General features: G+C 71.1%; 28 protein-coding genes. 16 read left to right on the top strand and 12 right to left on the bottom strand.

What is annotated here, in order from left to right:
- The first annotated feature begins 84 nt into the window (after positions 1 to 84).
- The 3 genes from AC07A4_RS02225 to AC07A4_RS02215 are packed head-to-tail and all read left to right on the top strand — an operon-like array spanning position 85 to position 1,534.
- Positions 85 to 558: an ATP-binding protein gene (locus tag AC07A4_RS02225; protein WP_478591733.1), complete on the top strand. Its 474-nt coding sequence runs from the start codon at positions 85 to 87 to the stop codon at positions 556 to 558.
- Positions 555 to 944 carry a hypothetical protein gene (locus AC07A4_RS02220; RefSeq protein ID WP_478591731.1) on the top strand — a complete coding sequence of 130 codons (390 nt, stop codon included), beginning with the start codon at positions 555 to 557 and terminating at the stop codon, positions 942 to 944. The genes AC07A4_RS02225 and AC07A4_RS02220 overlap by 4 nt, the downstream gene beginning before the upstream one ends.
- Complete coding sequence (locus AC07A4_RS02215) at positions 941 to 1,534, top strand: Uma2 family endonuclease (protein WP_478591729.1); 594 nt, start codon at positions 941 to 943, stop codon at positions 1,532 to 1,534. The genes AC07A4_RS02220 and AC07A4_RS02215 overlap by 4 nt, the downstream gene beginning before the upstream one ends.
- Before the next feature lie 7 nt (positions 1,535 to 1,541).
- Here AC07A4_RS02215 and AC07A4_RS02210 read toward each other — a convergent pair whose 3' ends face one another.
- Entirely contained in the window at positions 1,542 to 1,784 is a 243-nt protein-coding gene (locus AC07A4_RS02210) for an LAETG motif-containing sortase-dependent surface protein (RefSeq protein ID WP_478592854.1), read from the bottom strand.
- Between the two features lie 142 nt (positions 1,785 to 1,926).
- Here AC07A4_RS02210 and AC07A4_RS02205 point away from each other — a divergent pair, with 142 nt between their 5' ends.
- The 3 genes from AC07A4_RS02205 (at position 1,927) to AC07A4_RS02195 (ending at position 7,350) form a co-directional block, all read left to right on the top strand.
- On the top strand, positions 1,927 to 2,262 hold the full coding sequence (locus AC07A4_RS02205; RefSeq protein WP_478591727.1) for a hypothetical protein: 336 nt from the start codon (positions 1,927 to 1,929) through the stop codon (positions 2,260 to 2,262).
- A 245-nt stretch (positions 2,263 to 2,507) separates the two neighbouring features.
- Positions 2,508 to 3,758 carry a L,D-transpeptidase gene (locus AC07A4_RS02200; protein WP_478591725.1) on the top strand — a complete coding sequence of 417 codons (1,251 nt, stop codon included), beginning with the start codon at positions 2,508 to 2,510 and terminating at the stop codon, positions 3,756 to 3,758.
- A gap of 319 nt (positions 3,759 to 4,077) precedes the next feature.
- Complete coding sequence (locus AC07A4_RS02195; protein ID WP_478591722.1) at positions 4,078 to 7,350, top strand: S8 family peptidase; 3,273 nt, start codon at positions 4,078 to 4,080, stop codon at positions 7,348 to 7,350.
- 41 nt (positions 7,351 to 7,391) lie between these two features.
- On the opposite strand, the gene AC07A4_RS02190 is transcribed toward AC07A4_RS02195, so the two are convergent.
- Positions 7,392 to 7,781: a YybH family protein gene (locus AC07A4_RS02190; protein ID WP_478591719.1), complete on the bottom strand. Its 390-nt coding sequence runs from the start codon at positions 7,779 to 7,781 to the stop codon at positions 7,392 to 7,394.
- Between the two features lie 25 nt (positions 7,782 to 7,806).
- Here AC07A4_RS02190 and AC07A4_RS02185 point away from each other — a divergent pair, with 25 nt between their 5' ends.
- Together AC07A4_RS02185 and AC07A4_RS02180 are read left to right on the top strand one after the other, a co-directional pair.
- Positions 7,807 to 8,223 carry a winged helix-turn-helix transcriptional regulator gene (locus tag AC07A4_RS02185; RefSeq protein WP_478591717.1) on the top strand — a complete coding sequence of 139 codons (417 nt, stop codon included), beginning with the start codon at positions 7,807 to 7,809 and terminating at the stop codon, positions 8,221 to 8,223.
- Positions 8,220 to 9,017, top strand: coding sequence for a globin domain-containing protein (locus AC07A4_RS02180; protein ID WP_478591714.1), 798 nt, complete (start codon positions 8,220 to 8,222; stop codon positions 9,015 to 9,017). Before AC07A4_RS02185 ends, AC07A4_RS02180 begins: the two co-directional genes overlap by 4 nt.
- Before the next feature lie 126 nt (positions 9,018 to 9,143).
- Here AC07A4_RS02180 and AC07A4_RS02175 read toward each other — a convergent pair whose 3' ends face one another.
- A complete protein-coding gene (locus tag AC07A4_RS02175) occupies positions 9,144 to 10,040 on the bottom strand; it encodes a helix-turn-helix domain-containing protein (protein WP_478591712.1) in 897 nt (298 codons plus the stop codon).
- A 159-nt stretch (positions 10,041 to 10,199) separates the two neighbouring features.
- Here AC07A4_RS02175 and AC07A4_RS02170 point away from each other — a divergent pair, with 159 nt between their 5' ends.
- From AC07A4_RS02170 to AC07A4_RS02160, 3 genes are all read left to right on the top strand, one after another.
- Positions 10,200 to 11,294, top strand: coding sequence for an NAD(P)-dependent alcohol dehydrogenase (locus tag AC07A4_RS02170; RefSeq protein ID WP_478592851.1), 1,095 nt, complete (start codon positions 10,200 to 10,202; stop codon positions 11,292 to 11,294).
- Between the two features lie 117 nt (positions 11,295 to 11,411).
- Positions 11,412 to 11,771 (top strand): DUF1330 domain-containing protein, encoded by a 360-nt coding sequence (locus AC07A4_RS02165; RefSeq protein ID WP_478591709.1) that lies wholly within the window; start codon positions 11,412 to 11,414, stop codon positions 11,769 to 11,771.
- A gap of 179 nt (positions 11,772 to 11,950) precedes the next feature.
- Positions 11,951 to 12,340, top strand: a complete 390-nt coding sequence (locus AC07A4_RS02160; protein WP_478591707.1) for a VOC family protein — start codon at positions 11,951 to 11,953, stop codon at positions 12,338 to 12,340.
- Here the strand turns inward: AC07A4_RS02160 and AC07A4_RS02155 are convergent, their stop codons facing one another.
- The 4 genes from AC07A4_RS02155 to AC07A4_RS02140 form a co-directional block, all read right to left on the bottom strand.
- A complete protein-coding gene (locus AC07A4_RS02155) occupies positions 12,341 to 13,144 on the bottom strand; it encodes an alpha/beta fold hydrolase (protein WP_478591704.1) in 804 nt (267 codons plus the stop codon). It lies immediately after the preceding gene.
- The gene (locus AC07A4_RS02150; RefSeq protein ID WP_478591701.1) at positions 13,114 to 14,364 is read right to left on the bottom strand and encodes a phosphorothioated DNA-binding restriction endonuclease family protein; all 1,251 of its coding nucleotides are present in this window, start codon (positions 14,362 to 14,364) and stop codon (positions 13,114 to 13,116) included. The genes AC07A4_RS02155 and AC07A4_RS02150 overlap by 31 nt, the downstream gene beginning before the upstream one ends.
- A 102-nt stretch (positions 14,365 to 14,466) precedes the next feature.
- Entirely contained in the window at positions 14,467 to 15,174 is a 708-nt protein-coding gene (msrA, locus tag AC07A4_RS02145; RefSeq protein WP_478591700.1) for a peptide-methionine (S)-S-oxide reductase MsrA, read from the bottom strand.
- An 81-nt stretch (positions 15,175 to 15,255) separates the two neighbouring features.
- Positions 15,256 to 16,374: a hypothetical protein gene (locus AC07A4_RS02140; RefSeq protein ID WP_478591697.1), complete on the bottom strand. Its 1,119-nt coding sequence runs from the start codon at positions 16,372 to 16,374 to the stop codon at positions 15,256 to 15,258.
- Positions 16,375 to 16,495: 121 nt separating this feature from the next.
- Between AC07A4_RS02140 and AC07A4_RS02135 the strand changes: the two genes are divergently transcribed.
- Positions 16,496 to 17,650, top strand: a complete 1,155-nt coding sequence (locus AC07A4_RS02135; RefSeq protein ID WP_478591695.1) for a cystathionine gamma-synthase — start codon at positions 16,496 to 16,498, stop codon at positions 17,648 to 17,650.
- Between the two features lie 32 nt (positions 17,651 to 17,682).
- Here AC07A4_RS02135 and AC07A4_RS02130 read toward each other — a convergent pair whose 3' ends face one another.
- The 3 genes from AC07A4_RS02130 to AC07A4_RS02120 form a co-directional block, all read right to left on the bottom strand.
- Positions 17,683 to 17,937: a hypothetical protein gene (locus tag AC07A4_RS02130; protein WP_478591693.1), complete on the bottom strand. Its 255-nt coding sequence runs from the start codon at positions 17,935 to 17,937 to the stop codon at positions 17,683 to 17,685.
- Complete coding sequence (locus AC07A4_RS02125; RefSeq protein WP_478591691.1) at positions 17,934 to 18,422, bottom strand: sigma factor-like helix-turn-helix DNA-binding protein; 489 nt, start codon at positions 18,420 to 18,422, stop codon at positions 17,934 to 17,936. The genes AC07A4_RS02130 and AC07A4_RS02125 overlap by 4 nt, the downstream gene beginning before the upstream one ends.
- Before the next feature lie 266 nt (positions 18,423 to 18,688).
- On the bottom strand, positions 18,689 to 19,195 hold the full coding sequence (locus AC07A4_RS02120; protein WP_478591689.1) for a MarR family winged helix-turn-helix transcriptional regulator: 507 nt from the start codon (positions 19,193 to 19,195) through the stop codon (positions 18,689 to 18,691).
- A 171-nt stretch (positions 19,196 to 19,366) separates the two neighbouring features.
- Here AC07A4_RS02120 and ilvA point away from each other — a divergent pair, with 171 nt between their 5' ends.
- The 3 genes from ilvA (at position 19,367) to AC07A4_RS02105 (ending at position 22,838) form a co-directional block, all read left to right on the top strand.
- The gene (gene ilvA, locus AC07A4_RS02115) at positions 19,367 to 20,596 is read left to right on the top strand and encodes a threonine ammonia-lyase (protein WP_478591687.1); all 1,230 of its coding nucleotides are present in this window, start codon (positions 19,367 to 19,369) and stop codon (positions 20,594 to 20,596) included.
- Between the two features lie 380 nt (positions 20,597 to 20,976).
- A complete protein-coding gene (locus AC07A4_RS02110; protein WP_478591685.1) occupies positions 20,977 to 21,996 on the top strand; it encodes an ATP-binding cassette domain-containing protein in 1,020 nt (339 codons plus the stop codon).
- Positions 21,993 to 22,838, top strand: a complete 846-nt coding sequence (locus AC07A4_RS02105) for an ABC transporter permease (protein WP_478591684.1) — start codon at positions 21,993 to 21,995, stop codon at positions 22,836 to 22,838. The genes AC07A4_RS02110 and AC07A4_RS02105 overlap by 4 nt, the downstream gene beginning before the upstream one ends.
- 62 nt (positions 22,839 to 22,900) lie before the next feature.
- Here AC07A4_RS02105 and AC07A4_RS02100 read toward each other — a convergent pair whose 3' ends face one another.
- Positions 22,901 to 23,416 (bottom strand): GNAT family N-acetyltransferase, encoded by a 516-nt coding sequence (locus tag AC07A4_RS02100; protein ID WP_478591682.1) that lies wholly within the window; start codon positions 23,414 to 23,416, stop codon positions 22,901 to 22,903.
- A 69-nt stretch (positions 23,417 to 23,485) separates the two neighbouring features.
- Positions 23,486 to 24,811, bottom strand: a complete 1,326-nt coding sequence (locus AC07A4_RS02095) for a tetratricopeptide repeat protein (protein ID WP_478591679.1) — start codon at positions 24,809 to 24,811, stop codon at positions 23,486 to 23,488.
- Positions 24,812 to 25,139: 328 nt separating this feature from the next.
- Between AC07A4_RS02095 and AC07A4_RS02090 the strand changes: the two genes are divergently transcribed.
- Entirely contained in the window at positions 25,140 to 25,346 is a 207-nt protein-coding gene (locus tag AC07A4_RS02090; protein WP_478591677.1) for a hypothetical protein, read from the top strand.
- Positions 25,347 to 25,541: the final 195 nt, after the last annotated feature.

The following is a 25,541-nucleotide window of genomic DNA, read 5'->3' as shown; positions in this document are numbered from 1 at the left end:
TTCTTCGTCGCTCCCGCAGAAGACCTTACACTTCCACCGCTACGCTTGGTGCCCAATCAACTCCCTTCTGTGCAGGAGGCGTTCATGGCCACCGCATCCCCGCCCCACCCCTCAATCCCCACCTGGACCTACGCCCTCCACCTCCCCCACGACCCCCGCTCCCCCCGAATCGCCCGTGCAACGCTCCGTACCGTCCTCACCGCCCACGGCCTCACCCACCTCAACGACACCGCCGAACTCCTCACCTCGGAGCTGGTCACCAACGCCTACCGGCACAGCCCGGGCCCCGCAGCCCTCCGCGTGCGCGCGCTCGGCGTCGGGCGCGGGGTGCGCGTGACCGTGTGGGACACCGACCCGCGCATCCCGGCGCCCTTCGGGCGGGGCGGGCCCCGCGTCCCGGACGCGGAGGGGGTGGGCGGGCGGGGGCTCTTCCTCGTCTGCCAGTACGCCCACGCGTGGGGCGGCCGCCTGGTCGGGGACGACGTCTTCGGATACGGCGGAAAGCTGCTCTGGTTCGAGCTGGGGGACCGGCAGGCGGACTGGGTGGTCGCGGCGTGAGCGCCGTACCCGTGCGGGTGACCGGGCGCGGTCGCCTCCCGGTGGCGCTGGAGGAGCTCGTCGGACCCGTGAGGGGGCGGATCGCGCTGCCCCTGCACCTCGCCTGGTCCGGGCTGCGGGTCTTCGACGTCGGTGACGTGAAGCTGCTCCTGGGCATGTATCGAATCGTGCTGAACAACGGTTCGCGGGACGACTTCGTCCAGCACCTCAACGCGGAACTGCTCATCCGCCACTGGCCCATCCTGCGCAAGATGCTCGGGCGGGGAGTGCGCCGCCCCTGGGAAGGGGCGTTCCCCGAACTGCGGCGATCCGCCGTCGCGGCCCGGGCCGCCGGGGCTCCCGTGGAGGCAGCGACACGTTCTGTAGTCAATGGAGGACCGCGGTGACCACTGTGCCCCAGCGGCCTACCGCGGCCATAGAGCCACCTCTGGGCGAAGCCTTCGGCGACATGCTTCGCCTCGTCGAGGAACTCGACACACCTGACGGCTACAAGGCCGAACTCATCCGGGGGAAGATCATCGTGTCGACGTGGCCGAAGCCGCGCTACAAGAAGCCGATGAAGTCCCTCCGGCGCCAGCTCGAACCGCACGCCCCCGAGGGGCATGACGTCGACGTGGCGCCCTTCCTGTTCAGCTTCCCGGAGGCGGGCCGCGCCTTCGGGCCCGATCTGCACGTCGCCGACGAAGCCGCGTTCCAAGAGGAAGGGCGGCACGCGGACGGGGCCGCGCTCTCCCTCGTTGCCGAGCTAACCCCCGTATCCACCGAGGACGCCGACTGGCTGGACAAGCTCGACGTCTACGGGCGCCTCGTGCCCGTCTACCTCGTCCTCGACATGCAGGCCGAGGAGATCGCCGCCTTCTGGGATCCGTCACCCCGGGGGTACCGGTCCCAGACCGCCGTGCCCTTCGGGGGCACCCTGCACGTCCCCGAGCCCTTCGGCTTCGACCTGGACACCTCCGGGTTCACGGGGGACTAGCGAGCCCTCAGAGCGCCCCGCCGCCCTCCCGCCGTACCGAATACACCACGAACCCCGCCCCCAGACCCAGGAACGCCGCGCCCCCCGCCACATACGGAGTCGTGTCCACGCTGCCCGTGTCCGCCAGCCGGCTCTCAGCCGCGGCGGCCGGTGCCGCCTGGTGTTGCTCCGGTCCTGGGGTCGCCTTGGCCGAGGGGACGAAGCAGAGGGCGCTGAGCAGGGCCCCGGCTGCGGCGGCGGTGAGCAGCATGCGACGTGGTGCGATCACGGGATGAGTATCCCCCTTGTGGAGCTGGCGAATTGGCCGCTTGGGCGATGCCAATGAGGCGATGCTAATGAAAGGCGCGGGTCGTGCGGAAGTCGCGCCCGGAATGGGCCGTACCCTCCGACCCATGAGCATGAACGAGACATCACGCTTTGTACGGCTCCGTACCGAATTGATCATCGAGGTGGACGGCTCCGGCGACCTCACCGCCGCCGCGCTGCGCCGCGTCGCCGAGGACCACCAGGTGCCCGACGACGAGCGCGTCCACGCCGAATCCGCCGTCAAGGAGGACGACGCGGAGGCGCTCGCCTATCTCGTGGACCCGTTCGACCTGGTCAAGGAGTTGCCCGGAATCGAGCTGACCCAGGCCTCCTGGAGCAGCGAAGTGATCGACTACGACCCCGATTCGCCGGAGTGGGACCCGGACGAGCATGATGACGGTGAGGACGGCGAGGAGCCCTAGGGCTCACCCGCGGCACCGCGCACCGGTCAGCACCGGAAGCGAGACGGAGCCCCGGACGGCGACCGCCGCCCGGGGCTCCGTCGTCTCCTGAGCGCGCGGCGGTCCCGGCCGTCCCGCCCGGCGTGGCGTTCCCCACATCTAGGGTGGAAATGGAACGCGGGGGACCGGGAACTGCGTTAGGCGTGAAGCGGGATTACGGGACCCCCGGGTCTTGTGCGGATTCGGCAACGATGGAGATGCGTGGAATGACGGACAGTAAGCGGCGCAGAGGTCTGGTGGCCGTGTCCGCCCTGGTCGGCGGGGTGCTCATGCTCTCCGCCTGTAGCGGTGACGACGGCGGTGACAAGGGCGGCTCGGGCGGCAAGGAGTCGCAGCGCAAGGTCGACGAGGCCGCGGCGGAGAAGACCTCGGCCGCCAAGATCGCGATCGCGCCGAAGAACGGCTCCGACAACGCGGGCATCAACAACGACGCCAAGGTCACCGTGAGCGATGGCTCGCTCACGGACGTGGTCATGAAGGCCGAGGGCGGCGCCGCCGTGGCCGGGCGGATATCCGCGGACAAGAAGACCTGGAAGCCCAGCGCCCAGCTGGAGCGCGCCACCACGTACAAGATCACCGCGACCGCCAAGGACTCCGACGGCCGCAAGGCCCACGAGAACTCCTCGTTCACGACCGTCTCGCGCGCCAACAGCTTCATCGGCAGCTTCACGCCGGAGGACGGCTCCACGGTCGGCGTCGGCATGCCGGTCTCGCTCAACTTCGACAAGGCGATCACCGACAAGAAGGCTGTGCAGTCCGCCGTCAAGGTGACCTCCACCGGCGGCCAGGAGATCGTCGGCCACTGGTTCGGCAACCAGCGCCTGGACTTCCGCCCCCAGGACTACTGGAAGGCGAACACCACGGTCACGCTGAAGCTCGCCCTGGACGGCGTCGAGGGGGCCAACGGGGTCTACGGCGTGCAGCAGAAGACGGTCCAGTTCAAGATCGGGCGCAACCAGGTCGCCGTCGTGGACGCCAAGACCAAGCAGATGAAGATCACGCGGGAGGGGAAGGTCGTCAAGACCATCCCGATCTCCGCCGGGTCGCCCGAGAACAAGACGTACAACGGCAAGATGGTGGTCTCCGAGAAGTTCAAGGAGACCCGGATGAACGGCGCGACCGTCGGCTTCACGGACAGCGACGGCAAGGGCGAGTACGACATCAAGGACGTGCCGCACGCCATGCGCCTGTCCAGCTCGGGCACCTTCATCCACGGCAACTACTGGGGCTCTTCGTCGATCTTCGGCAATGTGAACACGAGCCACGGCTGCATCGGTCTGCGCGACGCCAAGGGCGCGGGCGACAAGTCGACCCCCGGCTCCTGGTTCTTCGAGAACACGATCACCGGTGACGTCGTGGACGTCCGCAACACCGGCGACAAGACGATCGCCCCGGACAACGGCCTCAACGGCTGGAACATGAGCTGGGCGCAGTGGAAGGCGGGCTCCGCCCTCTGATCCGCCGCTGCCCCGGCCACACGCACGGGCCCGCACCCCACCGGGGTGCGGGCCCGTCGTCGTGTCCGGGGCGGCGGCCCCCGCTTCTGTGTCCGGGGCGTTGCGGCGGCGTTTTGAACCGGCCAACGATCCCAACTATTTACATCTGCACGACAGTTGAACGGATATCGTCCCCCTCGACATACTGCGTGACTCAGTGCTTTCACCTTGAGGGGGAAACTTGAGCGGACAAGTGCGGAAAGCGAAAAGACCGATATCGGTACGGCGTGCGGGCGCGGCCACGGTAGCGGCCGCCGCGGCCGTGGCCCTCGCGGCGGGCATGACCACCCCGGCGCAGGCGGGGCCCGCCACCGCGATCGGTGCCGAGCGCGACGCCGTCAAGGCGCCGGGCGGCCACCACATCACGCTGCTCACCGGGGACCGCGTCACGGTCGACGCCAAGGGGCGCGTCACCGCGTTCGACCCCGCGAAGGGGCGTGCGGGCATCCCCGTGCGGACCAGCCAGCGCGACGGGCACACGCTCGTCGTCCCGGCGGACGCGCAGCGCCTGATCTCCAGCGGCAAGCTCGACCAGCGGCTCTTCGACGTCACCGAGTTGAGCCAGAAGGCCAGCCGCGACTCCCAGAAGCAGGGCCTGAAGGTCATCGTCGCCTATCAGGGCGCGGCGGCGCAGGCCAGGGCCGAGGTGCGGGACGCTGGCGGCACCAAGCTCCGCCACGCCCTCAAGACCCTCAACGCCGACGCCGTGCTCACCCCGAAGCGGGACGCGACGAAGCTGTGGCAGGCGCTCACCGACGGCGAGGAGCGCGGGGCGTTCCGCACCACCGCCTCCGGCATCAGCCGCGTCTGGCTCGACGGCACCCGCAGGGCGAGCCTCGACAAGAGCGTCAAGCAGATCGGCACGCCGAAGGCGTGGGAGGCCGGGTACAAGGGCAAGGGCGTGAAGATCGCCGTCCTGGACACCGGCGTCGACGCCACCCACCCCGACCTCAAGGAGCAGGTCGTCGGGGCGAAGAACTTCACCCCGTCGCCCGACACCAAGGACCGCGTCGGCCACGGCACGCACGTCGCGTCCATCGCCGCGGGCACGGGGGCCAAGAACGGCGCCTACAAGGGCGTCGCTCCGGAGGCGAAGGTCCTCAACGGCAAGGTCCTCGGCGACGAGGGCTCCGGCGACGACTCCGGCATCATCGCGGGCATCGACTGGGCCGTCGCCGAGGGCGCCGACGTGCTGAACCTCAGCCTCGGCGGCGGCGACACCCCGGGCGTCGACCCGCTGGAGGCCGCCGTCAACAAGGTCTCCAAGGAGAAGGGCGTCCTCTTCGCGATCGCGGCGGGCAACGACGGGTCGCCCGCCTCGGTCGGCTCCCCGGGCAGCGCGGACGAGGCCCTGACCGTCGGCGCGGTCGACGACAAGGACAAGCTCGCGGACTTCTCCAGCCAGGGCCCGCGCATCGGCGACGGCGCCATCAAGCCGGACGTGACCGCGCCGGGCGTGGACATCACCGCGGCCGCGGCACCGGGCAGCGAGATCGAGAAGGAGGTCGGCCAGAAGCCCGAGGGCTATCTGACGATCTCCGGTACGTCGATGGCGACCCCGCACGTCGCGGGCGCCGCCGCGCTGCTCAAGCAGCAGCACCCGAACTGGAAGCACACCGAGCTCAAGGGCGCCCTGACCGCGTCCACCAAGCCCGGCAAGTACACGCCGTTCCAGCAGGGTTCGGGCCGCATCGCCGTCGACAAGGCCATCAAGCAGACCGTCATCGCCGACCCGGTGTCGGTGAGCTTCGACACGCAGGTGTGGCCGCACGCCGACGACAAGCCCGCCACCAAGAAGGTCACCTACCGCAACCTCGGCACCGCCGCGGTCACCCTCGACCTGGCCCTGAAGGCGAGCGACCCCAAGGGCAACCCGGCGCCCGCCGGGTTCTTCAAGCTCGCCGCCAAGAAGGTCACCGTCCCCGCGGGCGGCACCGCCTCCGTCGACCTGACCAGCGACACCCGCCTCGGCGGCACCCTCGACGGCGCGTACTCCGCGTATGTCACGGCGACCGGCGGCGGCCAGTCCGTGCGCACCGCCGCCGCGGTCGACCGCGAGGTCGAGTCGTACGACGTGACCGTCAAGCACCTCGGCCGCGACGGCCAGCCGACCAAGGACTACGGCACCTCCCTGTTCGGCACCTCCAAGGCCACCGCGGACCGTGACTTCGACGTCTACGACCCGTCCGGCACCGCCAAGGTCCGCGTGCCCAAGGGCGGTTACGCGCTTGACTCCGGGGTCTTCGTCGACCCGGAGGACCTCGGCAAGGGCGCGGACTGGGTGGTCCAGCCGAAGCTGAACGTCACCAAGGACACGACGGTGACGGTGGACGCGCGCACCGCCAAGCCGGTCGACATCACCGTGCCCGCCGCCGACGCGAAGTCCGCCCTCGCGGCGCCAGTCTACGAGATCGTCAACGACGACTCCGGGTTCGGCTCCGGCTGGCTCCTGGACAGCTTCGCCGGGTTCCGCACCGGGCACATCGGCCCGAAGGTCACCGACGGCTCGCTGCGGCAGTCCTTCGACGCCCGCTTCACCAAGGGCGAGAAGACCGAGTACGACGTGGTGTCCGGCGGCAAGACCAAGCAGTTCGCCACCGGCTACACCAAGCACTACAAGGACGCGGAACTCGCCACCGTGAAGGTCGGCCTCGGCGCCTCCTCCAGCGGCAAGAAGGGCACGGTGACCGCGTTCGCCGAGCTGCCCGACGTCGGCTTCGGCTTCGGGCTCGGCGTGCCGCAGAAGGCGCCCGGCACCCGCACCCTGCATGTGTCCACGGCCGACAAGGTCAAGTGGTCACTGCAGTTCCGGCAGCTGGGCGGCGTCGGCGAGGACGGCTTCCCGGTCACCGACGCCTTGTACAGCCTGGGTGCCGCGCAGGCCTTCACCGCGGGCAAGACGTACGAGAAGACGTTCAACACGGCCGTCTTCGGGCCGCGTGTCGGCGGCGAGCTCGGCGTCTTCCGCGAGCGCAACGAGATCGCGGGCATCCTGCCGCTGTTCGCCGACGGCAAGACGCACGCGGGCAGCTCCACGTACACCTCGGTGAAGACCGTCCTGAAGCACAACGGCACCCAGATCGGTGAGAACACCGACCCGTTGACCGGCACGCCCTTCAAGGTGCCGGCCGGGGACGCCCAGTACCAGCTGTCGACGTCCGTCAAGCGGAGCGTCGCGGTGGCCGCGGCCTCCACGCGGATCGACGCGAGCTTCAGCTTCCGCTCCAAGAAGACCACGGCGGAGACCAAGCTGCCGGTGTCCAGCGTGCGCTTCAACGCGGCCGTCGGACTCGACAGCCGGGCGCCCGCCGACAAGAAGCAGTCCATCCCCGTGACCGTGCAGGGCGCGGCCGCCGGTGCGAACCTCAAGTCCCTGGCCGTCTGGGTCAGCTACGACTACGGGCGCAACTGGGAGCCGGTCGACGTCAAGAACGGCAAGATCTCGGTGAAGAACCCGGCCGCGGGCAAGGCCATCTCCTTCCACGCCAAGGTCAGCGACAAGAAGGGCAACAAGTCCACGCTGTCGATCTACAACGCGTACTACGGAAAGTGAGCCGCGGGCGGCACAGCGGCCAGCTGTGAGCTGCTCGGCCGCTAGCCGCTGACCGCCGGGTCACTCTGAGGCGCGGTGCCGAACGGACTGTCGATCACATATCGCCAGTACCCGTCGGCGCCGCGCCTCGCCACGTCCGTGGCCGTCGCGCGCACCTCGCCCCCGATCTCCCAGTCCACGATCAGCAGGGCGATGTCGCCCGCGACGTGGACGTGCCGGGGCGCCACCGAGATCGGCAGGCCAAGGGCGAGGAAGGGGGCGTTCTGGGCGGCGATGGCGGCCGCCCCGAGAACGGGGACGCCGGAGGCGGGGACGAAGGCGGCGTCGGTCTCGTACAGCTCGCGCACGGCGTCGGCGTCGCCGCTGTTGAACCGCTCGGCGAAGGCCGACGGGACGTCCTCGGGGCGCTGGGGCAGGATGAAAGTGCTCATGAACGGCACAGTAGGAGGCGTCCCCGTGGCTCACCGAACGGTAAGGCAGGCACCCCCGCCGCCGCCCGGCCTTCCCGACGACCCGCGCGCCCGCGTGCCCGCGCCGAGCCCCGACTGCCCCGTCGAGGTCGCCCTCGCGGCGCTGCGGGGCCGCTGGACGACGCTCGTGGTGCGCGAGCTGCTCGGGGGTGACGTGTACGCGTACAGCGAACTCGCCGCCGCGCTCCCACAGTTGTCCGACAAAGTGCTTGCGGAGCGGCTGGCACAGCTGCGCGCCGCCGGGGTCGTCCGGCGCACGCGCACCCCGGGCTGGCCGCCCACCGTGACCTATCAACTCACCCCGCACGGCAGGGATCTCGGTCCGGTGCTCCAGGCCCTCTGGGACTGGGGCGCGGCGGCCCCCGGCCGTGACGCCGCACACGAGGAAACCGGTACGCCATGAGCGCGAGCCCCGCCCACACCGTCGAGTACGTCCGCTACCGCGTGCCCGAGGACCGCGCCGCGGAGTTCCTGTCCGCGTACACCCGCGCCGCCGCGCCCCTTGCCGCCGCGCCCGAGTGCGTCGACTACGAACTCACCCGCTGCGAGGAGGACTTCGAGCACTTCATCCTGCGCGTCACCTGGACGTCGACCAAGGACCACCTGGAGGGCTTCCGCGGCTCGGAGCACTTCAAGGAGTTCTTCGCGTACGTCCGCCCCTTCGTCGAGCACATCGAGGAGATGCGGCACTACACCCCGACGGCCGTGCGCGGCTCCGGCTCCTCCACCCCGACGCTGTACGCGTGGGCGGGCGGCGCCGAGCGCTTCGAGCGCCTCACGGAGGTCTTCTACGAGAAGGTCCTCGCCGACGACCTCCTCGCCCCCGTCTTCGCGGGCCTCGCGCCCGAGCATGCGCGCCATGTCGCGCAGTGGCTCGCGGAGGTCTTCGGCGGGCCCGCCGCCTACTCCCGGGCGCACGGCGGCCCCGACGGCTCCGGCGCGCACGCCCACATGGTGGCCAAGCACCTGGGCAAGGGCATCACCGAGCCGCAGCGGCGGCGCTGGGTGAACCTCATCCAGGACGCGGCGGACGAGGCGGGGCTGCCGACGGACGCGGAGTTCCGCTCGGCGTTCGTCGCGTACGTCGAGTGGGGCACGCGCCTGGCCGTCTACTTCTCCGGCCCCGACGCGGCCCGCCCCACGGAGCAGCCGGTGCCGGCGTGGACGTGGGGGGCGGCGCCGCCGTACCAGCCCTAGGTTTCAGCCCGTCCGGCGTTTGAGGACGAGCCGCGGAGCGGCGATATGGGGGTCCAGGGGGCGGAGCCCCATGGTTTCGGGAAGGGGCGGGGTGGGGGAGGAGCCCCCGGCAGGGCCCCGGCAGGGTCACGGCACCCGGGTCGGGGGCTCGGCGCTCCAGCTGGCCAGCAGGCGCAGCGCCTCCGCCGAGGCGGACGCGGGCTCCGCGTGGTACGTGACGAGGCTCTGCTCACTGCCGTCACTGAGCCGCAGGTTCTCGAAGCAGAGCACGAGCTCCCCCACCACCGGATGCCGCAACCGCTTCACCCCGTGCGTCTTCTCGCGCACGTCATGCGTCGCCCACAGCCGCCGGAACTCCTCGCTCTTCACGGACAGCTCCCCGACAAGGGCGGAGAGCAGCGGATCGTTCGGATAGCAGCCCGCGTCCATCCGCAGGAAGCTCACGATGTCCGACGCCTTCTGGTCCCAGGTGTCCGCGAACAGCTCCCGCATGGCCTCGTCGAGGAACACCAGGCGCGCCCAGTTCCGCTCCTCGCGCGGCAGGCCCGCCCAGTCCCCGAACAGCGCGAGGGCCATCCGGTTCCAGCCGAGGATGTCCGAGCGCCGCCCGACGACGTATGCCGGTACGCCGTCCATCGCGTCGAGGAGCTGCTGCATCGCAGGGCGCAGCTGCTGGGTCCGCGGGACCCGCTTCTTCTTGTGGGCGGTGGGCTTCGCGAGGTGCGTGAGGTGCGCGTGCTCCGCGCCGCTCAGCCGCAGGGCCCGCGCGATGGCGTCCAGGACCTCCACCGAGACGTTGCGGCCGTTGCCCTGTTCGAGGCGCGTGTAGTACGCCACCGAGACCCCGGCGAGCTGTGCCAGCTCCTCCCGGCGCAGGCCAGGCACCCGCCGGTGCCTGCCGTAGCTGGGCAGGCCCACGTCGGCGGGGAGCAGCCGGGCCCTGCGGGTGCGCAGGAACTCGCTCAGCTCCGCGCGGCGGTCGAGGCCTTCATGGCCTTCATGGGCGGTGGCGTTCTCGTCCATGCGTTCCAGTATTCCGGTTCCGCCGCCGCTGAGCCTGATACCGCCAGTGGTACGCACACGGTGCGTAGGCACAGCGGAGGTCTGGGTGAGCGTCCGCACCGCTGACAGCCTCGAAGCATGAGCACAGAGACCACCGGCATGAGCACAGAGACCACTGCCATGAGCACAGAGGCCACCGCGCAGACCACCACCCACGCGGCCACGGCCGCCGCAGCCCGGCAGGTCCCCGCGTACGCCGCCGCCAAGGCGGGCGCCCCGCTGGAGCGCACCACGGTCCCGCGCCGCGCCGTCGGCGCGCACGACGTGCTGATCGACGTCAAGTACGCGGGCGTCTGCCACTCCGACATCCACCAGGCCCGCGACGGCTGGGGCGAGGGCATCTTCCCGATGGTCCCCGGTCACGAGATCGCCGGCGTCGTCGCCGAGGTCGGCCCCGGCGTCACCGCGTTCGAGGTCGGCGACCGCGTCGGCGTCGGCTGCATGGTCGACTCCTGCCGCGAGTGCGACGCCTGCCGGGCGGGCCTTGAGCAGTACTGCGTCCACGGCAACATCCAGACGTACAACGCGCTCGACAAGAACGGCGAGCCCACCTACGGCGGTTACTCCCGGCAGATCGTCGTCGACGAGGCCTTCACCCTGCGCATCCCCGACGGGCTCTCCCTGGAGGTGGCCGCGCCGCTGCTGTGCGCGGGCATCACCACGTACTCCCCGCTCGCGCACTGGAACGCGGGCCCCGGCAAGAAGGTCGCCGTCGTCGGGCTCGGCGGCCTCGGCCACATGGCCGTCAAGATCGCGTACGCGATGGGTGCCGAGGTGACCGTCCTGTCGCAGACCCTGCGGAAGAAGGACGACGGCCTGAAGCTGGGGGCCGAGCACTACTACGCGACCAGCGACGACGCCACGTTCGAGCAGCTCACGGGCGCCTTCGACCTGATCGTCTCCACGGTGTCCGCGCCGCTGCCCTTCGACAGGTACCTGGGCCTGCTGAAGTCGGACGGCGCGCTGGTCAACGTCGGCGCCCCCGAGGAGCCCGTCTCCCTCAACGTCTTCTCGCTGATGCTCGGCCGCAAGACCCTCGCGGGCTCCGCCATCGGCGGCATCCGCGAGACCCAGGAGATGCTGGACTTCTGCGCGGCGCACGGGATGGGCGCGGAGATCGAGCTGATCCGCGCCGACCAGATCAACGAGGCGTACGAGCGGGTGCTCGCCAGCGACGTGCGCTACCGCTTCGTGATCGACGCCGCGACGATCTGAGTACGGGCGGGCCGCCGCTCCGCCCTCGGCGGCGCTTACCTCCCGGGTCATCGACGGCGGCCCGGCGCGCGGCGCAGCATCGAAGGCGCACCCTGCCCGCCCCTTCGAGGAGAGCCGATGACCGCCTACGCCATCGCCCACTTCCGTCCCGTCTCCGACCCCGCCGACGCCCTGGACGACGTCACCGAGTACATCGACCGCATCCAGGCCACCCTGGACCCCTTCGGCGGCCGGTTCGTGGTGCACGGGGCGCGGGTGGAGGTCCTGGAGGGCTCCTGGCCCGGCTTCGTCGTCGTCATCGGCTTCCCGGACACGGCGGCGGTCCACGCCTGGTACGCCTCGCCCGCGTACCAGGAGATCCTGCCGCTGAGGCTGCGGCACATCACCGGTGACGCGATCGTCGTGGAGGGCGTGCCGACGGGGTACGACGCCTCGGAGCGGGCCGCCCGTATGCGGGCGGCGGCCGAAAACCCCTGACCGACCCTGACCGGATTCCGTCTGGGTCCGGCGCCCTAGGCCGCATGGCGCACCAACCCCCGACCCGGTGACCGATGTTGGGGGCGGCGGCCCGGACGTAGCGTGGTGGCTGTCAGACAGAGAGGTCAGACAGCCACAAGGCCGGGCAAGTCGGCCGGACAGCGCAGGAGGTCCGCACGATGACCATCGAGCTGAACCACACGATCGTCCACGCCACCGACAAGCACGCGTCCGCGCGGTTCCTCGCGGACATGCTGGGGCTCGAAGTCGGCGAGCAGTACGGCCCGTTCGCCCCGGTGACGATCCCCAACGGCGTCACGCTCGACTACTACGAGGGCGACGGCCAGCCGTTCGTGCCGCAGCACTACGCGTTCCTCGTCTCCGAGAGCGAGTTCGACGAGATCTTCGGCCGCATCCAGGAGCGGGGCCTCACCTACTGGGCCGACCCGTTCCACACGCGGAAGAACGAGATCAACACGAACGACGGCGGCCGTGGCGTCTACTGGGACGACCCCGACGGCCACAAGCTGGAGATCATCACCAGGCCCTACGGCTCCGGGGACGAGTGACTACGCCGCCGCATCGCCGCGCAGGAACGCGAGCACCAACGGCGTGGCCACGTCCGCGAACTCCTCGAAGTACGCGTGCCGGGCGCCCGGGATCAGCCGCATCCGGGCGTCCGCGATGCGCCCCGCGAGCAGCGGGGCGTTGGCCGCCGGATTGAAGGCGTCGTCGCCGCCGTGCACCACGAGCGTCGGCGCCTTGATCCGCGTCAGCGCGTCCCACGCGTCGTGCCGGGCGCTGGCCCGCAGATGGCGCCCCCGCGCGTGGGCGGGCATCGTGGGATCGCCGAGCGTGGCGAACTCCGTCCGCCCCGCCGCCGCCCGCGCGGCCAGCCACGCGGGCGTGTACATCAGCTCGCGCAGCGCCCGCTGTGCCGCCTCCTGATCCGGCTGCGCGAGCGCCCGCCGCACCTCGGGCCCGCGCTCCACGCCGTGCGGCGCGCCCGGCGACGTGCACCCGAGCACGAGGCGCTCCATCCGCGCCGGATGCTCCGCCGCGAGCCACTGCGCGACCCGCCCGCCCATCGACGTGCCGTACACATGGGCGCGCTCGATCCCCGCGTCGTCCAGCACGGCCACCACGTCGTCCGCGAACCCGCGCGTGCTGTACGAGTCGGTGTCCGGCCGATCGCTCTCCCCGGTGCCCCGCCAGTCGACCGTGACCACACTGAACCCGGCCGCGAAGTCCGCCACCACCGGATCCCACCACCGCCGACTGTTGGACTGCCCGCTCAACAACACCAGCGGCTCACCGGCACCACGCGTCTCGTAGTGCAGCGTTACACCGTCGGCGGCGCGGGCGAAGGGCATGCGGACTCCCCAGACGAGAACGAAACAACACACAGATGCCGCTCCCGCGCCACCTCGAGAAAGATCTCACGCAGGCGCTCACGGGTGCTGCCCCGGGTCTTGACGGCGTGACAGTTCGGACAGAGCGCGATCATCTGGCTCGGGTGGTCGCGGCCGCCGCGCGTGATCTCCACGACGTGGTCGACCTCCAGTATCGGATCCCCCCGGTCCGTCACGTCGTCCGGCTGTCCGGGGCAGGACGGGTTCTCGCACCGGCCTCCGCTGCGGCCGAGCACCGCGCGGCGGGCCGCAGCCGACCGTATGGGGTCCTGGGTCTCGCGCGGGCGGCGGTGCCCGCGCGCGGACTCCTCCCGCCGCTCGGCGAGGCCGCACCACCGCTCGTACTGCGCGGCCGCGACCAGGGGGTCGGCCGCCGGTGCGGGCGGGGGCGCGCCGACCGCGTCGTCGGCCACCGAGGCGTCGTACAGACCGAGGTCCTCCAGGAGCGGAGTCTCGTCGAGGCCGTCGAAGAAGCGGTCGACGACGGCCTGGATGACGGCGACGCGCGCCTCGCCCGAGGTGCCCATGAGGTGATACGCGGGCTCAAGGAGACCGCTCGCTGGGCGGTGCGCGGCGAACCAGCGGAGCAGTTCGGCGTCGCCGTGGGCGGGCGGGGCCGTCTCCGTGGCGCCGTGGAGCGTCCACAGGCCGGCGTTGTGCAGCGCCAGGACGGGGTAGTCGGGGCGGGGGCGCTCGCCCCGGAGGCCGTGCCGGGCCAGCAGACGGCTGAGCTCGGCGCTCGTCTCCTCCCAGGGCAGGGTGCGCGGCTCGCCCCGCAGGGCCCGGCTCACGGCCCACAGCAGGGTGATCGGCTGGTAGAGCCGAGGGCCGTTCGCGGCGCGGGCGACGCGCAGCCTGCTGATGCGGTCGACGAGGAAGCCGACGGAGACGGGCGCGGGGCTCCGCGTGTCCACGACCTCGAACCCCAGGTCCCTCAGGAGCCTCACGGCGTGGTCCCGGCCGCCGGAGAACTCCGAGGGCGCGAGCGGGCGCCGCCCCGGGGCGTGGCCGTGGGCGGCGCCGACGACGGCCTTCGAGTCGTAGTGCCTGCCCTCGACGGCCAGCAGATACCGCCGGGACGGCTGGAAGCCGTACCGCTCCAGGAACGCCTCGCGCCCGACGCGCTCGAACTCTTCGACGGCCTTCAGGACCTCGGCCGCGCTGATGTCGCTCAATGCCACGACGTCAACGGTAGAGGCCGCCACTGACATCGCCGCGGGGGCCCGTGGACGCGGTGGCGTCGCTCCACAGTGGTGTGACGGGGTGGTGTTACGGGGGTGGCGTTACGGCGCGGTCTCCGGAGCGGGGGCGATGCCTGTGGGGCAGGCGCGGCCCCAGTTGGTCTGGGAGGGGCTGGTCAGTTCGACGCCGGTGCCGCCGATGCCGCAGTACCCGTCGGGGTTCTTGTCCAGGTACTGCTGGTGGTAGGGCTCGGCGGGCCAGAAGGCGCGGCCCTGTGCGGGCAGCAGCTCCGTGGTGATCGTGCCGAGGCCCGCGCCGGTGAGGACCTGCTGGTAGGCCTCGCGGGAGGCGGCGGCGGTCTCCTCCTGGACGGGGGAGTGGGTGTAGACCGCGGAGCGGTACTGCGTGCCCACGTCGTTGCCCTGGCGGAAGCCCTGGGTCGGGTTGTGGGACTCCCAGAAGACCTTCAGGAGCTGCGCGTACGTGACCTTGGAGGGGTCGAACACGACGCGGACGACCTCGGTGTGGCCGGTCAGGCCCGAGCAGACCTCTTCGTAGGAGGGGTTCTCGGTGTAACCGCCCTGGTAGCCCACCAGCGTCGTCCAGACGCCGGGGGTCTGCCAGAACTTGCGTTCCGCGCCCCAGAAGCAGCCCAGGGCGAAGTCGGCGACCTCCAGGCCCTCGGGGTAGGGGCCCGACAGCGGGTTGCCGAGGACGGTGTGGCGGGAGGGGACCTCGAACTCGGGGGTCGCGCGGCCCTTGAGGGCCTCCTCGGGAGTCGGGAGCACAGGCGTGCGGCCGAAGATCATCGGGGTCCTCCTGGAGCGGGTGGTCGGCTGTGACAAGAACGCTCGGCCGCCGGGCGGAATTCCTCGGCCGCCGCGGGCGCGCTAGCGCGGCAGGGTGGCCGGGCTGCCGCCGTTGGCCTCATAGCCCGCGACCGCGAGGGCGCGGTAGACCGCGTAGTCCGCAGCCGGGTCGCCGGACAGCGTCCACGGCAGGGCGCCCACGTGGCCGTCGACGTGCACCAGCTGGTTCATGGCCTCGCCCCAGCGCTCGGAGCGCACCAGGAAGAAGACCAGGAGGTGCCGGACGTGGGCCAGCATCGGATCGTCCGGACGGGCCGAGTGCACCGCGAACTGGGCGCCCTCGACGGCCTTGGTGACGACCTCGCTCTCGTAGAAACCGCGCACCATGTTGACGTCCGGCAGGTGCTCGTACACCGCGAAGAGCGGGAGCGCGGAGAGCAGCGAGCCACGGGGCGCGCGGGCGGCCGCCGCCTCGGCGAAGGCGAACGCCTCCGCGCGCGAGCCGTGCCACTTCTCGCACCAGTAGTGCAGCGCCGCCAGGTGCGCGCCCATGTGCGCGGGCGCGCGGTCCAGGATCTTCAGCCACAGCTGCTCGAACTCCGCGCGCGGATACGCCAGGCCCCGCGCGATGGACAGCTCGATGACGTACGGCACCGGGTCGCCCGGGGAGAGCAGCGCCGCCTGGCCGCAGGCCGCCGTGGCCTCCTCCAGGATGATCCGGAACTCGTCCGTGCCGGGCGTCGACGTGCGCCACGCCTGCTGCACCAGGAACTCGGCCTGCACGGCCGCCCCGCCCGCGTCCTTCTCGGCCTCCGCGCGCCACACCCGCAGCCACTGGCCGCCCGGGGTGTCGCTGACGCCGCCGGGGCGCCGCTGGAGCTCCAGCGAGGCCGCGCCCGCGAAGGCCTGCACGCGCTGCCAGCGCCGCTCCCCGTGCACCTCGGTCCCGGCGAGCAGCTGCGAGGCCGCGCGCCAGTCCTGGGTGCGCTGCACCAGGTCCAGGACCTCGACCAGGTCGGCGTCAGGACCCGGCATGCGGATGTCCAGGTCCTCCTGGCGCGCGAAGCCGTAGTTCGCCGGGTCCGCCGCGTCCGGGGCGCCCGGGTGGACCTGGCGGATCCCGGCGCGCCTGCGCAGCAGGATCGGCCCGAGCACCGCCCCGATCATGAGCACTGCCATCAGGACCCAGAGAATCTCCATGCCTACAAGCGAACCAGACGGCTGTGACAATTGGCCAACCTGGACGTCCGCGCAGGCCAAACAGCTCGTCGGGACCGCCCCGCACGGCCCGCGGCCCACTCCCGCACTACGCTCGGGCCGCATGAGTGACTCGCACAGCAGCCAGAGCTTCGAGACCGTCGCCATCCACGCGGGCAACACCGCCGACCCGCTGACCGGCGCCGTGGTCCCGCCCATCTACCAGGTGTCCACGTACAAGCAGGACGGAGTCGGCGGACTGCGCGGCGGCTATGAGTACAGCCGCAGCGCCAACCCCACCCGCACCGCGCTCGAGGAGAACCTCGCCGCCCTCGAAGGCGGCCGCCGCGGCCTCGCCTTCGCCTCGGGCCTCGCCGCCGAGGACTGCCTGCTGCGCACGCTGCTCGCGCCGGGCGACCACGTGGTCATCCCCAACGACGCCTACGGCGGCACGTTCCGGCTCTTCGCGAAGGTCGTCTCGCGCTGGGGCGTGGAGTGGTCCGTCGCGGACACCTCGGACGCGGCGGCGGTCCAGGCGGCGCTCACGCCGCGTACCAAGGCCGTCTGGGTGGAGACCCCCTCCAACCCGCTCCTCGGCATCACCGACATCGCCGCCGTCGCGCGCGTCGCCCACGAGGCGGGCGCCCGCCTCGTGGTGGACAACACCTTCGCGAGCCCCTACCTGCAGCAGCCGCTGGCCCTGGGCGCCGACGTCGTCGTGCACTCCCTGACGAAGTACATGGGCGGCCACTCCGACGTCGTGGGCGGCGCGCTCGTCGTCAACGACGACGCCCTCGGCGAGGAGCTCACCTACCACCAGAACGCGATGGGCGCGGTCGCCGGGCCCTTCGACTCCTGGCTGGTGCTGCGCGGCGTGAAGACGCTCGGCGTCCGCATGGACCGCCACAGCGAGAACGCGACCCGCGTCGCCGAGATGCTGGGCAGCCACGCGCGCGTGACGAAGGTGCTCTACCCGGGTCTGTCCTCGCACCCCGGCCACGAGATCGCCGCCAAGCAGATGAAGGCGTTCGGCGGCATGGTGTCCTTCCAGGTCGAGGGCGGCGAGGAGGCGGCCGTCGAGGTCTGCAACCGCGCGCGCCTGTTCACCCTGGGTGAGTCCCTGGGCGGCGTGGAGTCCCTCATCGAGCACCCGGGCCGCATGACCCACGCCTCGACGGCGGGCTCGGCCCTTGAGGTCCCCGCCGACCTGGTCCGCCTGTCCGTGGGCATCGAGGCCATCGACGACCTGCTCGCGGACCTCAAGCAGGCCCTCGGCTAGCCAGTACGGCGCACCACGCCGCCGCTCGCGGGCTACCAGCGCGTGAGCGGCGGCGTCGTCCGCGACGGCGGCTCCACCCAGGGCTGCGCCGTCGCCGCCCACACGGCGAACGCCACCGCCGCCGCGAGCAGCAACAGCCACAGCAGCCGCCGCGCCGCCGTGCGCCGCCGCAGGGCGCGGGTGCCCCTGCGCACCGCCTCGGCGTGCACGTCGGGCGGCACGGCCGTGCGCACCCCCGCGTCCAGGAGCGCGCGCACGGCGGACTCCCTGCGCTCCTGCTGGCTCATGACGAGGGCACCTCCCCGAGGGCGGGCGGTACGGCGGGAGCGGGCCCCCGGGGCGGATGGAGCACCGTCACCACGGCGCGGGCGCACACCGCACGGACCCGCTCGGCGGGCAGCCCGAGCAGCGCGGCGGTCTGTTCCTCGGCCACGCCCTCGTACAGGCGCAGCACCAGCACCAGGCGCTCCAGCGGCGAGAGCCGGGCGAGCAGCCCGCCCCGGCCGCGGTAGCGCCACCAGGCACCGCGCGCGTAGCGCACGGCGAGGCGCGTCCGGGCGTGGTCGTAGGGGTCCTCGCCGCGCAGCCGGTCCCAGGAGGCGTACGTGGCGGCTAGGGCGCCGGTGAGCAGCCCCCGCGCGCGCGGGTTGGCGTCCGGCGGCTCCCCGGTGAGGAGCGTGGCGGCATGCAGAAGACGCCCTGCCGCGCCCGCGACGAACGCCTGGAACTCCCGGGCGCGGCGGGCCTGTTGGGCGGCCTGCCGCTCTCGCACCGCGCCTCCCGCCGTTCGGCTGAGGGTGACTCGGTTTTCATCTGAGGCCAGGCACGGCGGCCGGGTCAAGAGCCGTGCGCGAGCGGAAGCACCCGCTCGGGCACCTTGTGGCGGGTCTTGGCGGTAGGTCTTGGTGGTGGGTCTTGGCGGTGGGGCTTATCGGAGTGAGCCACGCCCCCGCGCGGTCCTCCCGTACGAAGTGATCGGTACGGGCGTACGCGCGCGGGGGCAGGGGCCGCGGTAGTCGGCGGACCGCGGCCCGGTGCTCAGGAGTCCGCTGGTGCCAGGGTGTCCGGCTGGGAGTTCTGCCGCGCGGAGAGCGCGCAGTTGAAGCGCGTCAGGAGCGCCGTGAAGCTGGAGCGCTCCTCGGGCGCCCAGTCCTGCGTGAGTTCGGCCATCAGCTCCCGGCGCGAGGAGCGCACCTCGTCCAGGCGGGACTGCCCGCGCGGCGAGAGCTGGAGCACCACCGCACGCCCGTCCTCGGGGTGCGAGGTGCGCTTGACCAGGCCGGTGTCGACGAGCGGCGCGACCTGGCGGGTCACGGTCGAGGAGTCGATGCCCATGCTTGCGGCGAGCGCCTTGACTCCCATCGGTCCTTCCTTGTCGAGTCGGTTGAGCAGGAGATACGCGGCTCGGTCCATGGAGTTGCGGACCTGGCCGACGCCGCCGAGACGGGTCTGCTCGGCACGCCGTGCGAACACCGCTACCTGGTGCTGCAGGGTGTCGAGGAGGCCGGGATCACTGGCGGTCGTCATGTCCGGAGTTGTGGGCATGGCCGTGGGCTCACTTCATGGGAAGGGTGGTGGGTTGGGGGACAGGGTACGGGGTCCCGGCGTTACCCGTACCGGCGCTGCGCAAACCTGTCTCATGGCCGTGCCACATCAACACGCACGCGCGCGTGGACAGAAGCGTCGTTGGCGGGTGTGAACTGCGAGACTGCGGCCATGAACAACCGTGCGACACAGTCCTTGCCGGCAGTGACGCTGGACGACGTCCGGGGCGCCCAGAAGATCCTGAGCGGCGTGGCCCGGGCGACCCCCATGGAAGGCAGCCGCTACCTGTCGCGCCTGATCGGGTCCCCGGTGCACCTGAAGTGCGAGAACCTTCAGCGGACCGGCTCGTTCAAGCTGCGCGGGGCCTATGTGCGCATCGCGGGCCTGCTGCCCGAGGAGCGGGCCGCCGGAGTGGTCGCCGCGAGCGCGGGCAACCACGCGCAGGGCGTCGCTCTCGCCTCCTCGCTGCTCGGGGTGCGCTCGACGGTGTTCATGCCCGTCGGGGCCCCGCTGCCGAAGGTCGCGGCGACGCGCGAATATGGCGCGGAGGTGCGCCTGGAGGGCGAGGTCGTCGACGAGACGCTGGCCGCGGCGCAGGAGCACGCCCGCAGGACCGGCGCCGTCTTCATCCACCCCTTCGACCACCCCGACATCGTCGCCGGGCAGGGCACGGTGGGCCTGGAGGTCCTGGAACAGTGCCCTGAGGTCCGCACGCTCCTCGTCGGCGTGGGCGGCGGCGGGCTCGCCGCGGGCATCGCGGTGGCGGTCAAGTCGCTGCGCCCGGACGTGCGCGTGGTCGGTGTGCAGGCGGTGGGCGCCGCCGCGTTTCCGCCCTCGCTGGCCGCGGGCCGCCCGGTGTCGATCGACAACCCGGTGACGATAGCGGACGGGATCAAGGTGGGACGTCCCGGCGACGTGACATTCCGGATCGTCGAGGAGCTGGTCGACGATGTCGTGACCGTTTCCGAGGACGATCTCTCCAGCGCGCTGCTGCTGTGCCTGGAGCGGGCCAAGATGGTCGTCGAACCCGCGGGCGCGAGCCCGGTCGCCGCGCTCCTGCGCACTCCGGCCGCCTTCGAGGGGCCGGTGGTGGCGCTCCTGTCCGGCGGCAACGTCGACCCGCTCCTGATGCAGCGCGTGCTGCGCCACGGCATGGCGGCGGCGGGCCGCTACCTGGCGCTGCGCCTGCGGATTCCGGACCGGCCCGGGGCGCTTGCCGCGCTGCTGCGGACGCTGTCGGCGGCCGACGTCAACGTCGTCGACGTGAGCCACTTCCGCATCGATCCCCAGCTCGGGCTCACGGAAGTGGAGGTGGAGCTTCAGCTGGAGACGAAGGGGCCGAGGCACTGCGTGGAGGTGGGCGGGGCGCTGCGGAAGGCGGGCTACACGATCCTGGACTGACGGCCGCGATCCGGAACGACGCCGCCCGCCGGGGCGAACGGTGGGCGGAGCCGGGCGGGGCGAACGGTGGGCGGAGCCGGGCGGGCGCGGAGCGGGGCCGTGGGCCGAGCCGGGCCGTGGGCGGAGCCGGGCCGTGGGCCGAGCCATGGTTGGAGCCGGGCCGTGAGTGGAGCCGGTCGATCCCGGCGTTTTTCACAGGGCCCGCAAGGGTGGTTTTCCACAGGCCTACCAGGGTGGTTTTCCACAGGCTTGCGAAATCCCGTTGAGCGGACGCGATGTATCGCGTTAACGTGTGATTCACGCCACTGGCTGTCGGGCGAGTGAGGTCCGGCGAACCTAGGCTTTTGGTCAGGAATCCACCCACACATGGGAGACCCCCTATGCCAGGCGCCATCTACGCCGAAGGCCTGGTGAAGACCTTCGGCGACGTAAGGGCTCTGGACGGCGTCGATCTGGATGTCCCCGAGGGCACCGTGCTCGGCCTGCTCGGGCCGAACGGCGCGGGAAAGACGACGGCGGTCCGCTGCCTCACGACGCTGCTCACCCCCGACAGCGGCAGAGCGGTCGTCGCCGGGATCGACGTGCTCAAGCATCCTAACGAAGTGCGGCGATCGATCGGCCTTTCCGGCCAATTCGCAGCGGTGGACGAGTATCTGACGGGTCGTGAGAACCTCCAGATGGTCGGCCAGCTCTACCAGATGTCGGCGAAGCAGGCCAAGGTCCGCGCGGGCGAGCTCTTGGAGCGGTTCAATCTGAGCGACGCCGCCGACCGCATGTCCAAGACGTACTCGGGCGGCATGCGCCGCCGCCTCGATCTCGCCGCGGCACTCGTCGTCTCACCGCCGGTGATGTTCATGGACGAGCCGACGACCGGCCTCGACCCGCGCAACCGCCAGCAGCTGTGGGAGGTCATCCAGGAGCTCGTCGCGGGCGGCACGACCCTGCTCCTGACCACGCAGTATCTGGAGGAGGCCGACCACCTGGCGCACGACATCTGCGTCGTGGACCACGGCCGCGTCATCGCCCGCGGCACCTCCGACCAGCTCAAGGCCCAGACCGGCGGCGAGCGCGTGGAGGTCGTGGTGCACGAGCGCGACCACATCGCCACCGCCACCGAGGTCCTCGCCGGCTTCGGCAAGGGTGAGGCCACCGTCGACCAGCACACGCGCAAGCTGACCGTGCCCGTCGCCGGCGGCGCCAAGCTCCTTGCCGAGGTCATCCGCGAGCTCGACGCCCGCGGCATCGAGATCGACGACATCGGCCTGCGCCGCCCCACTCTCGACGACGTCTTCATCTCCCTGACCGGCCACATGGCCGAGGTCGTGGACGAGGAGAACGGGTCGAACGGCGCCGACGCCACAGCCGACAAGGACAAGCACCGGAAGGGGGCCTCCCAGTGAGTGCCATCAGCGACACCGGGCCCGTCGCCAGGCCCGCGGGCGGCATCGGACAGTCTCTGCGGGATTCCTTGGTCGTGGCCCGGCGGAACTTGATCCGCATGAGCCGGATCCCCGAGGTGATCCTCTTCGGCCTCATCCAGCCGATCATGTTCGTGGTGCTGTTCAGCTATGTCTTCGGCGGCTCCATGAAGATCGGCACCAGCACCAGCCCGGAGGAGTACCGCAACTTCCTGATGGCGGGCATCTTCGCCCAGACCGTCACCTTCGCCACGGCGGGCGCGGGCGCGGGCATCGCCGAGGACATGCACAAGGGCCTGATCGACCGGTTCCGCTCGCTGCCCATGGCGCGCGGCGCCGTCCTGACCGGCCGCACCATCGCCGACCTGGTGCAGACGGCCCTGACGCTGCTCGTCCTCGCGATCGTCGCGCTCCTGGTGGGCTGGCGGATCCACGAGGGCATCGGCAAGGCCCTCGGCGCCTTCCTCCTGCTCCTCCTCCTCGGATACGCCTTCACCTGGGTCGGCGCGCTCATCGGCCTCTCGGTCCGCACCCCGGAGGCGGCCACGTCCGGCGGTCTGATCTGGCTCTTCCCGGTCACGTTCATCTCGAACGCGTTCGTGGACTCCGGCAACATGACCCCCTGGCTGCGCCACGTCGCCGAGTGGAACCCGTTCAGCGCCACCGTCCAGGCCTGCCGCGAGCTCTTCGGCAACCCCGGAGTCTCCCAGTCCGACGCCTGGCCCATGCAGCATCCCGTGTGGGCCTCGGTGATCTACTCGATCCTCATCATCGTCCTCTTCCGCACCCTGGCGGTCCGCAAGTACCGCTCGGCGGCGGTCTGACCCCCCGGCCCGCCTTCCTTCGGGGGAGGCGGGCCGCACTGCCCGAGGCTGAGAGCCCCGGGTCACGTGTGACGGCTCATCCTCTTGGCCATGACGGCGTACACGGGCGAGTCTTCGGAGGGCTTTGCCTCGCCTGTTTTGCTGTAACCCCAGCGTTCGTACATGGCCTGAACCCTGGAGCGGCCAACCTCTACTTGGAGCGTCACCACGTCCGCGGTCACCTCCTGGAGCAGCGCGTCATGGATCCGCTGCGCCCGACCAGTGCCACGCCACTTGGGAATCACCATGAGCTCGGACAGCGCGAACGTCGAACCCCTGAGGGTGGAAGGGCGTCGGTGCCCTTTCCACCAGCCACCCGGCTTGAGCATGGAGCCGTAGGCATAGCCAACCGGGCCACCCTGTTCCCAGCCCGAGACGCATTGCCAGGCTTCTCGTGAAGACCAGAGATCAACGAAGTACGAGAAGCGCTCACGTGAGTGGAACGGGTCCGGATCGTCGGCGTACGCCTCGTCATGGATGTCCAGCAGCAGAGATCGCACGTCTCGCGCGTCGGCGTGCGTGTAGCGCTTCAGATCCATTCGGCGGACTCCTCGAGCCACTCGACGACTTTGGGGGCCATCGGAGGCTCTGACCGTTGCCCTCTTCCGTCAAAGCCTGGCCGGGAGGTCCTGAGCTCTTTGGTGCAGCTGTGCTGCTGTGGAGTTGCGTAGATGCGGCCGGATGAGCGACCTCATGCGCTGGATCTTCGCGTCCGCGCTGCCGGACTGTACGAGTGGATAGTCGTCGAGTACGCGCCCCCAAGTGGCACAAGCTTCTTCCAGATGCCCGAGCTCTAGCTGCCGCTCGGCCAGGAGGGCGTTGTAGCGGACGCTGCTCCTCCGGTAGTGGGCGTGGCGGAGGCGATCCGACTCCTTGAGGGAATCGACGGAGCCTTGCTTGTCGCCGAGCTCGTAGCGCACCTGGGACACGTGGTAGGCGAGGGACGAAGGTGCGTAGCTCCCGAAGGCCTTGGCCTTGGACTCCGCCTTCTCCATGGCCACTTCGGCCTCTTTGATGAAGGCCAGCGCCGGACTCTTGGAGTGGGCGGCCGCGTACGCGTGCGCTTGCTGTCCTGCGAGGAACGCGCGCATGCGGGGCCCTGCGGCGGGAGACGCCGCCGCGGCGGAATCCGCGAGGCGCCTCGCGTGCTCGGCGTGGCCGAGGTCGATCGCCTGCAGACTCATACCCCGCAAGGTCGTGCAGAACGTCAGGTGGTCCTCGGCCGCTACGGCGAATTCAAGGGCCTTCAGGTAGTACCGCTGTGCCATGCCGTGGAGACCTTCGTCCACGGCCATGAACCCGGTCAGATAGAGGAGGTCGGCCGTGGCCGACAGCAGGGACCGGCGGACGGGCTCTGAAGCCTCGGCTCGTAGGTGCGGAGCCACGGTGTTGACCAGGAAGGCCGCGGCCATGGGGCGTGCGTGGCGCCCGCCGAACTTGTCGTCCAGGCTGGAGAGTTCTTCCGTCATGGCGGCTACGGCGTCGACCTCACGGAAGCCGATCCGGTGGGTGCGGCCGGACTCCACGGCGGCCAGGCGCCCCACCGTGTCGGGCCAGTCCGGCACGGTGACGGCGACGGAGAAGAGTGTGGCGCCGAGTACGCCACGGCGGGACGGGTCCATGTCGTACCTCCCGAGCTCGATCAGCTCCTCCACGGTATCCGCGTGCTTCACGGTCTGATCGCTTGGAGATTCGAATCCCGCTTCGGTGAAGGTGACAGGGCGGTTGAGGCGACGGGAGAAGGCCTCGACGATGATCCCGGGCACACTCCCGCGAGGGGTCGTGCCGCCGAGCCAGTGGTGGACGGCTGACGCGTTGTACTTCAGGGGGGTGCCGATCTCGCCCCCAGCCCGGTTCACAGCTCGTGCGCACTGGCTGAGGGTCCAGCCGCTGTCATCGAAGAGGCGCTGCAGGGACTCGTTCGGCTTCGGCATGTGCGCCAACTCCCCGCGCCCATAGGCGCTTTAAACGCTCTAAAAACGGCGGTGCGTTGCCACGGTACCCCCGCCCGTAGCGATGCGGTTACGTAAAGGCAAGGGAGATCGCCTGAGGCCGACAACGGCCAGCGGATGGAGCCGTGACCATGGCTGATGGGGCCAGTGCCCGAGCGTGGACGGGGGCTGACGATGTGGATGAGCTGACGGTGTTCGTCGAGGCGGTGGGCGTCTGGGGGCTGGCTCCGCCCTGGGTCCACCGGGGCCCCTGCGCCGAACCTACCCCGCCCGTCTTGCGGGCCGTCGAGGCTGCGCTCGGGAGGCTGCTGTGAAGCCCGAGCCGCGCAGCGTCGTCTTCGACTCGCGGAAGAAGCTTGTCGGTGAGGTCATGGGTTTTGAGGGGCCGTACGTTCAACTTCGGCCGCTCAAGGGCGGGATGGAGTGGGACGCCGGCCCGAAGGACCTGCGCCCGGCCGCCACGCTGCAAGCCCTCGGCTCCGAGGGTTCCGCGCCGCTCGGTGAACGGGGTGCGTGATGGCTCCCAAGGCGCGGATGGACGGGATCGCAGGCGGCGCGGTCGCCCTGCTGCTCCTGGTTCTGGTGATCGCCTGCGCCGTCTTCCTGGCCATGAAGGGTCAGGGCTAGAACGAACGCTCTAACTAGGAGAGCGGAGAAGGCTCGCCCCTGCCGGATGGAACCACGCGCGTGACGGGATCCCGGCAGGGGCGAG

Source organism: Streptomyces sp. NPDC043996 (assembly GCF_056435225.1).
The sequence above is the reverse complement of the archived record's forward strand: the minus strand, read 5'-3'. Positions and strand labels throughout refer to the sequence as shown.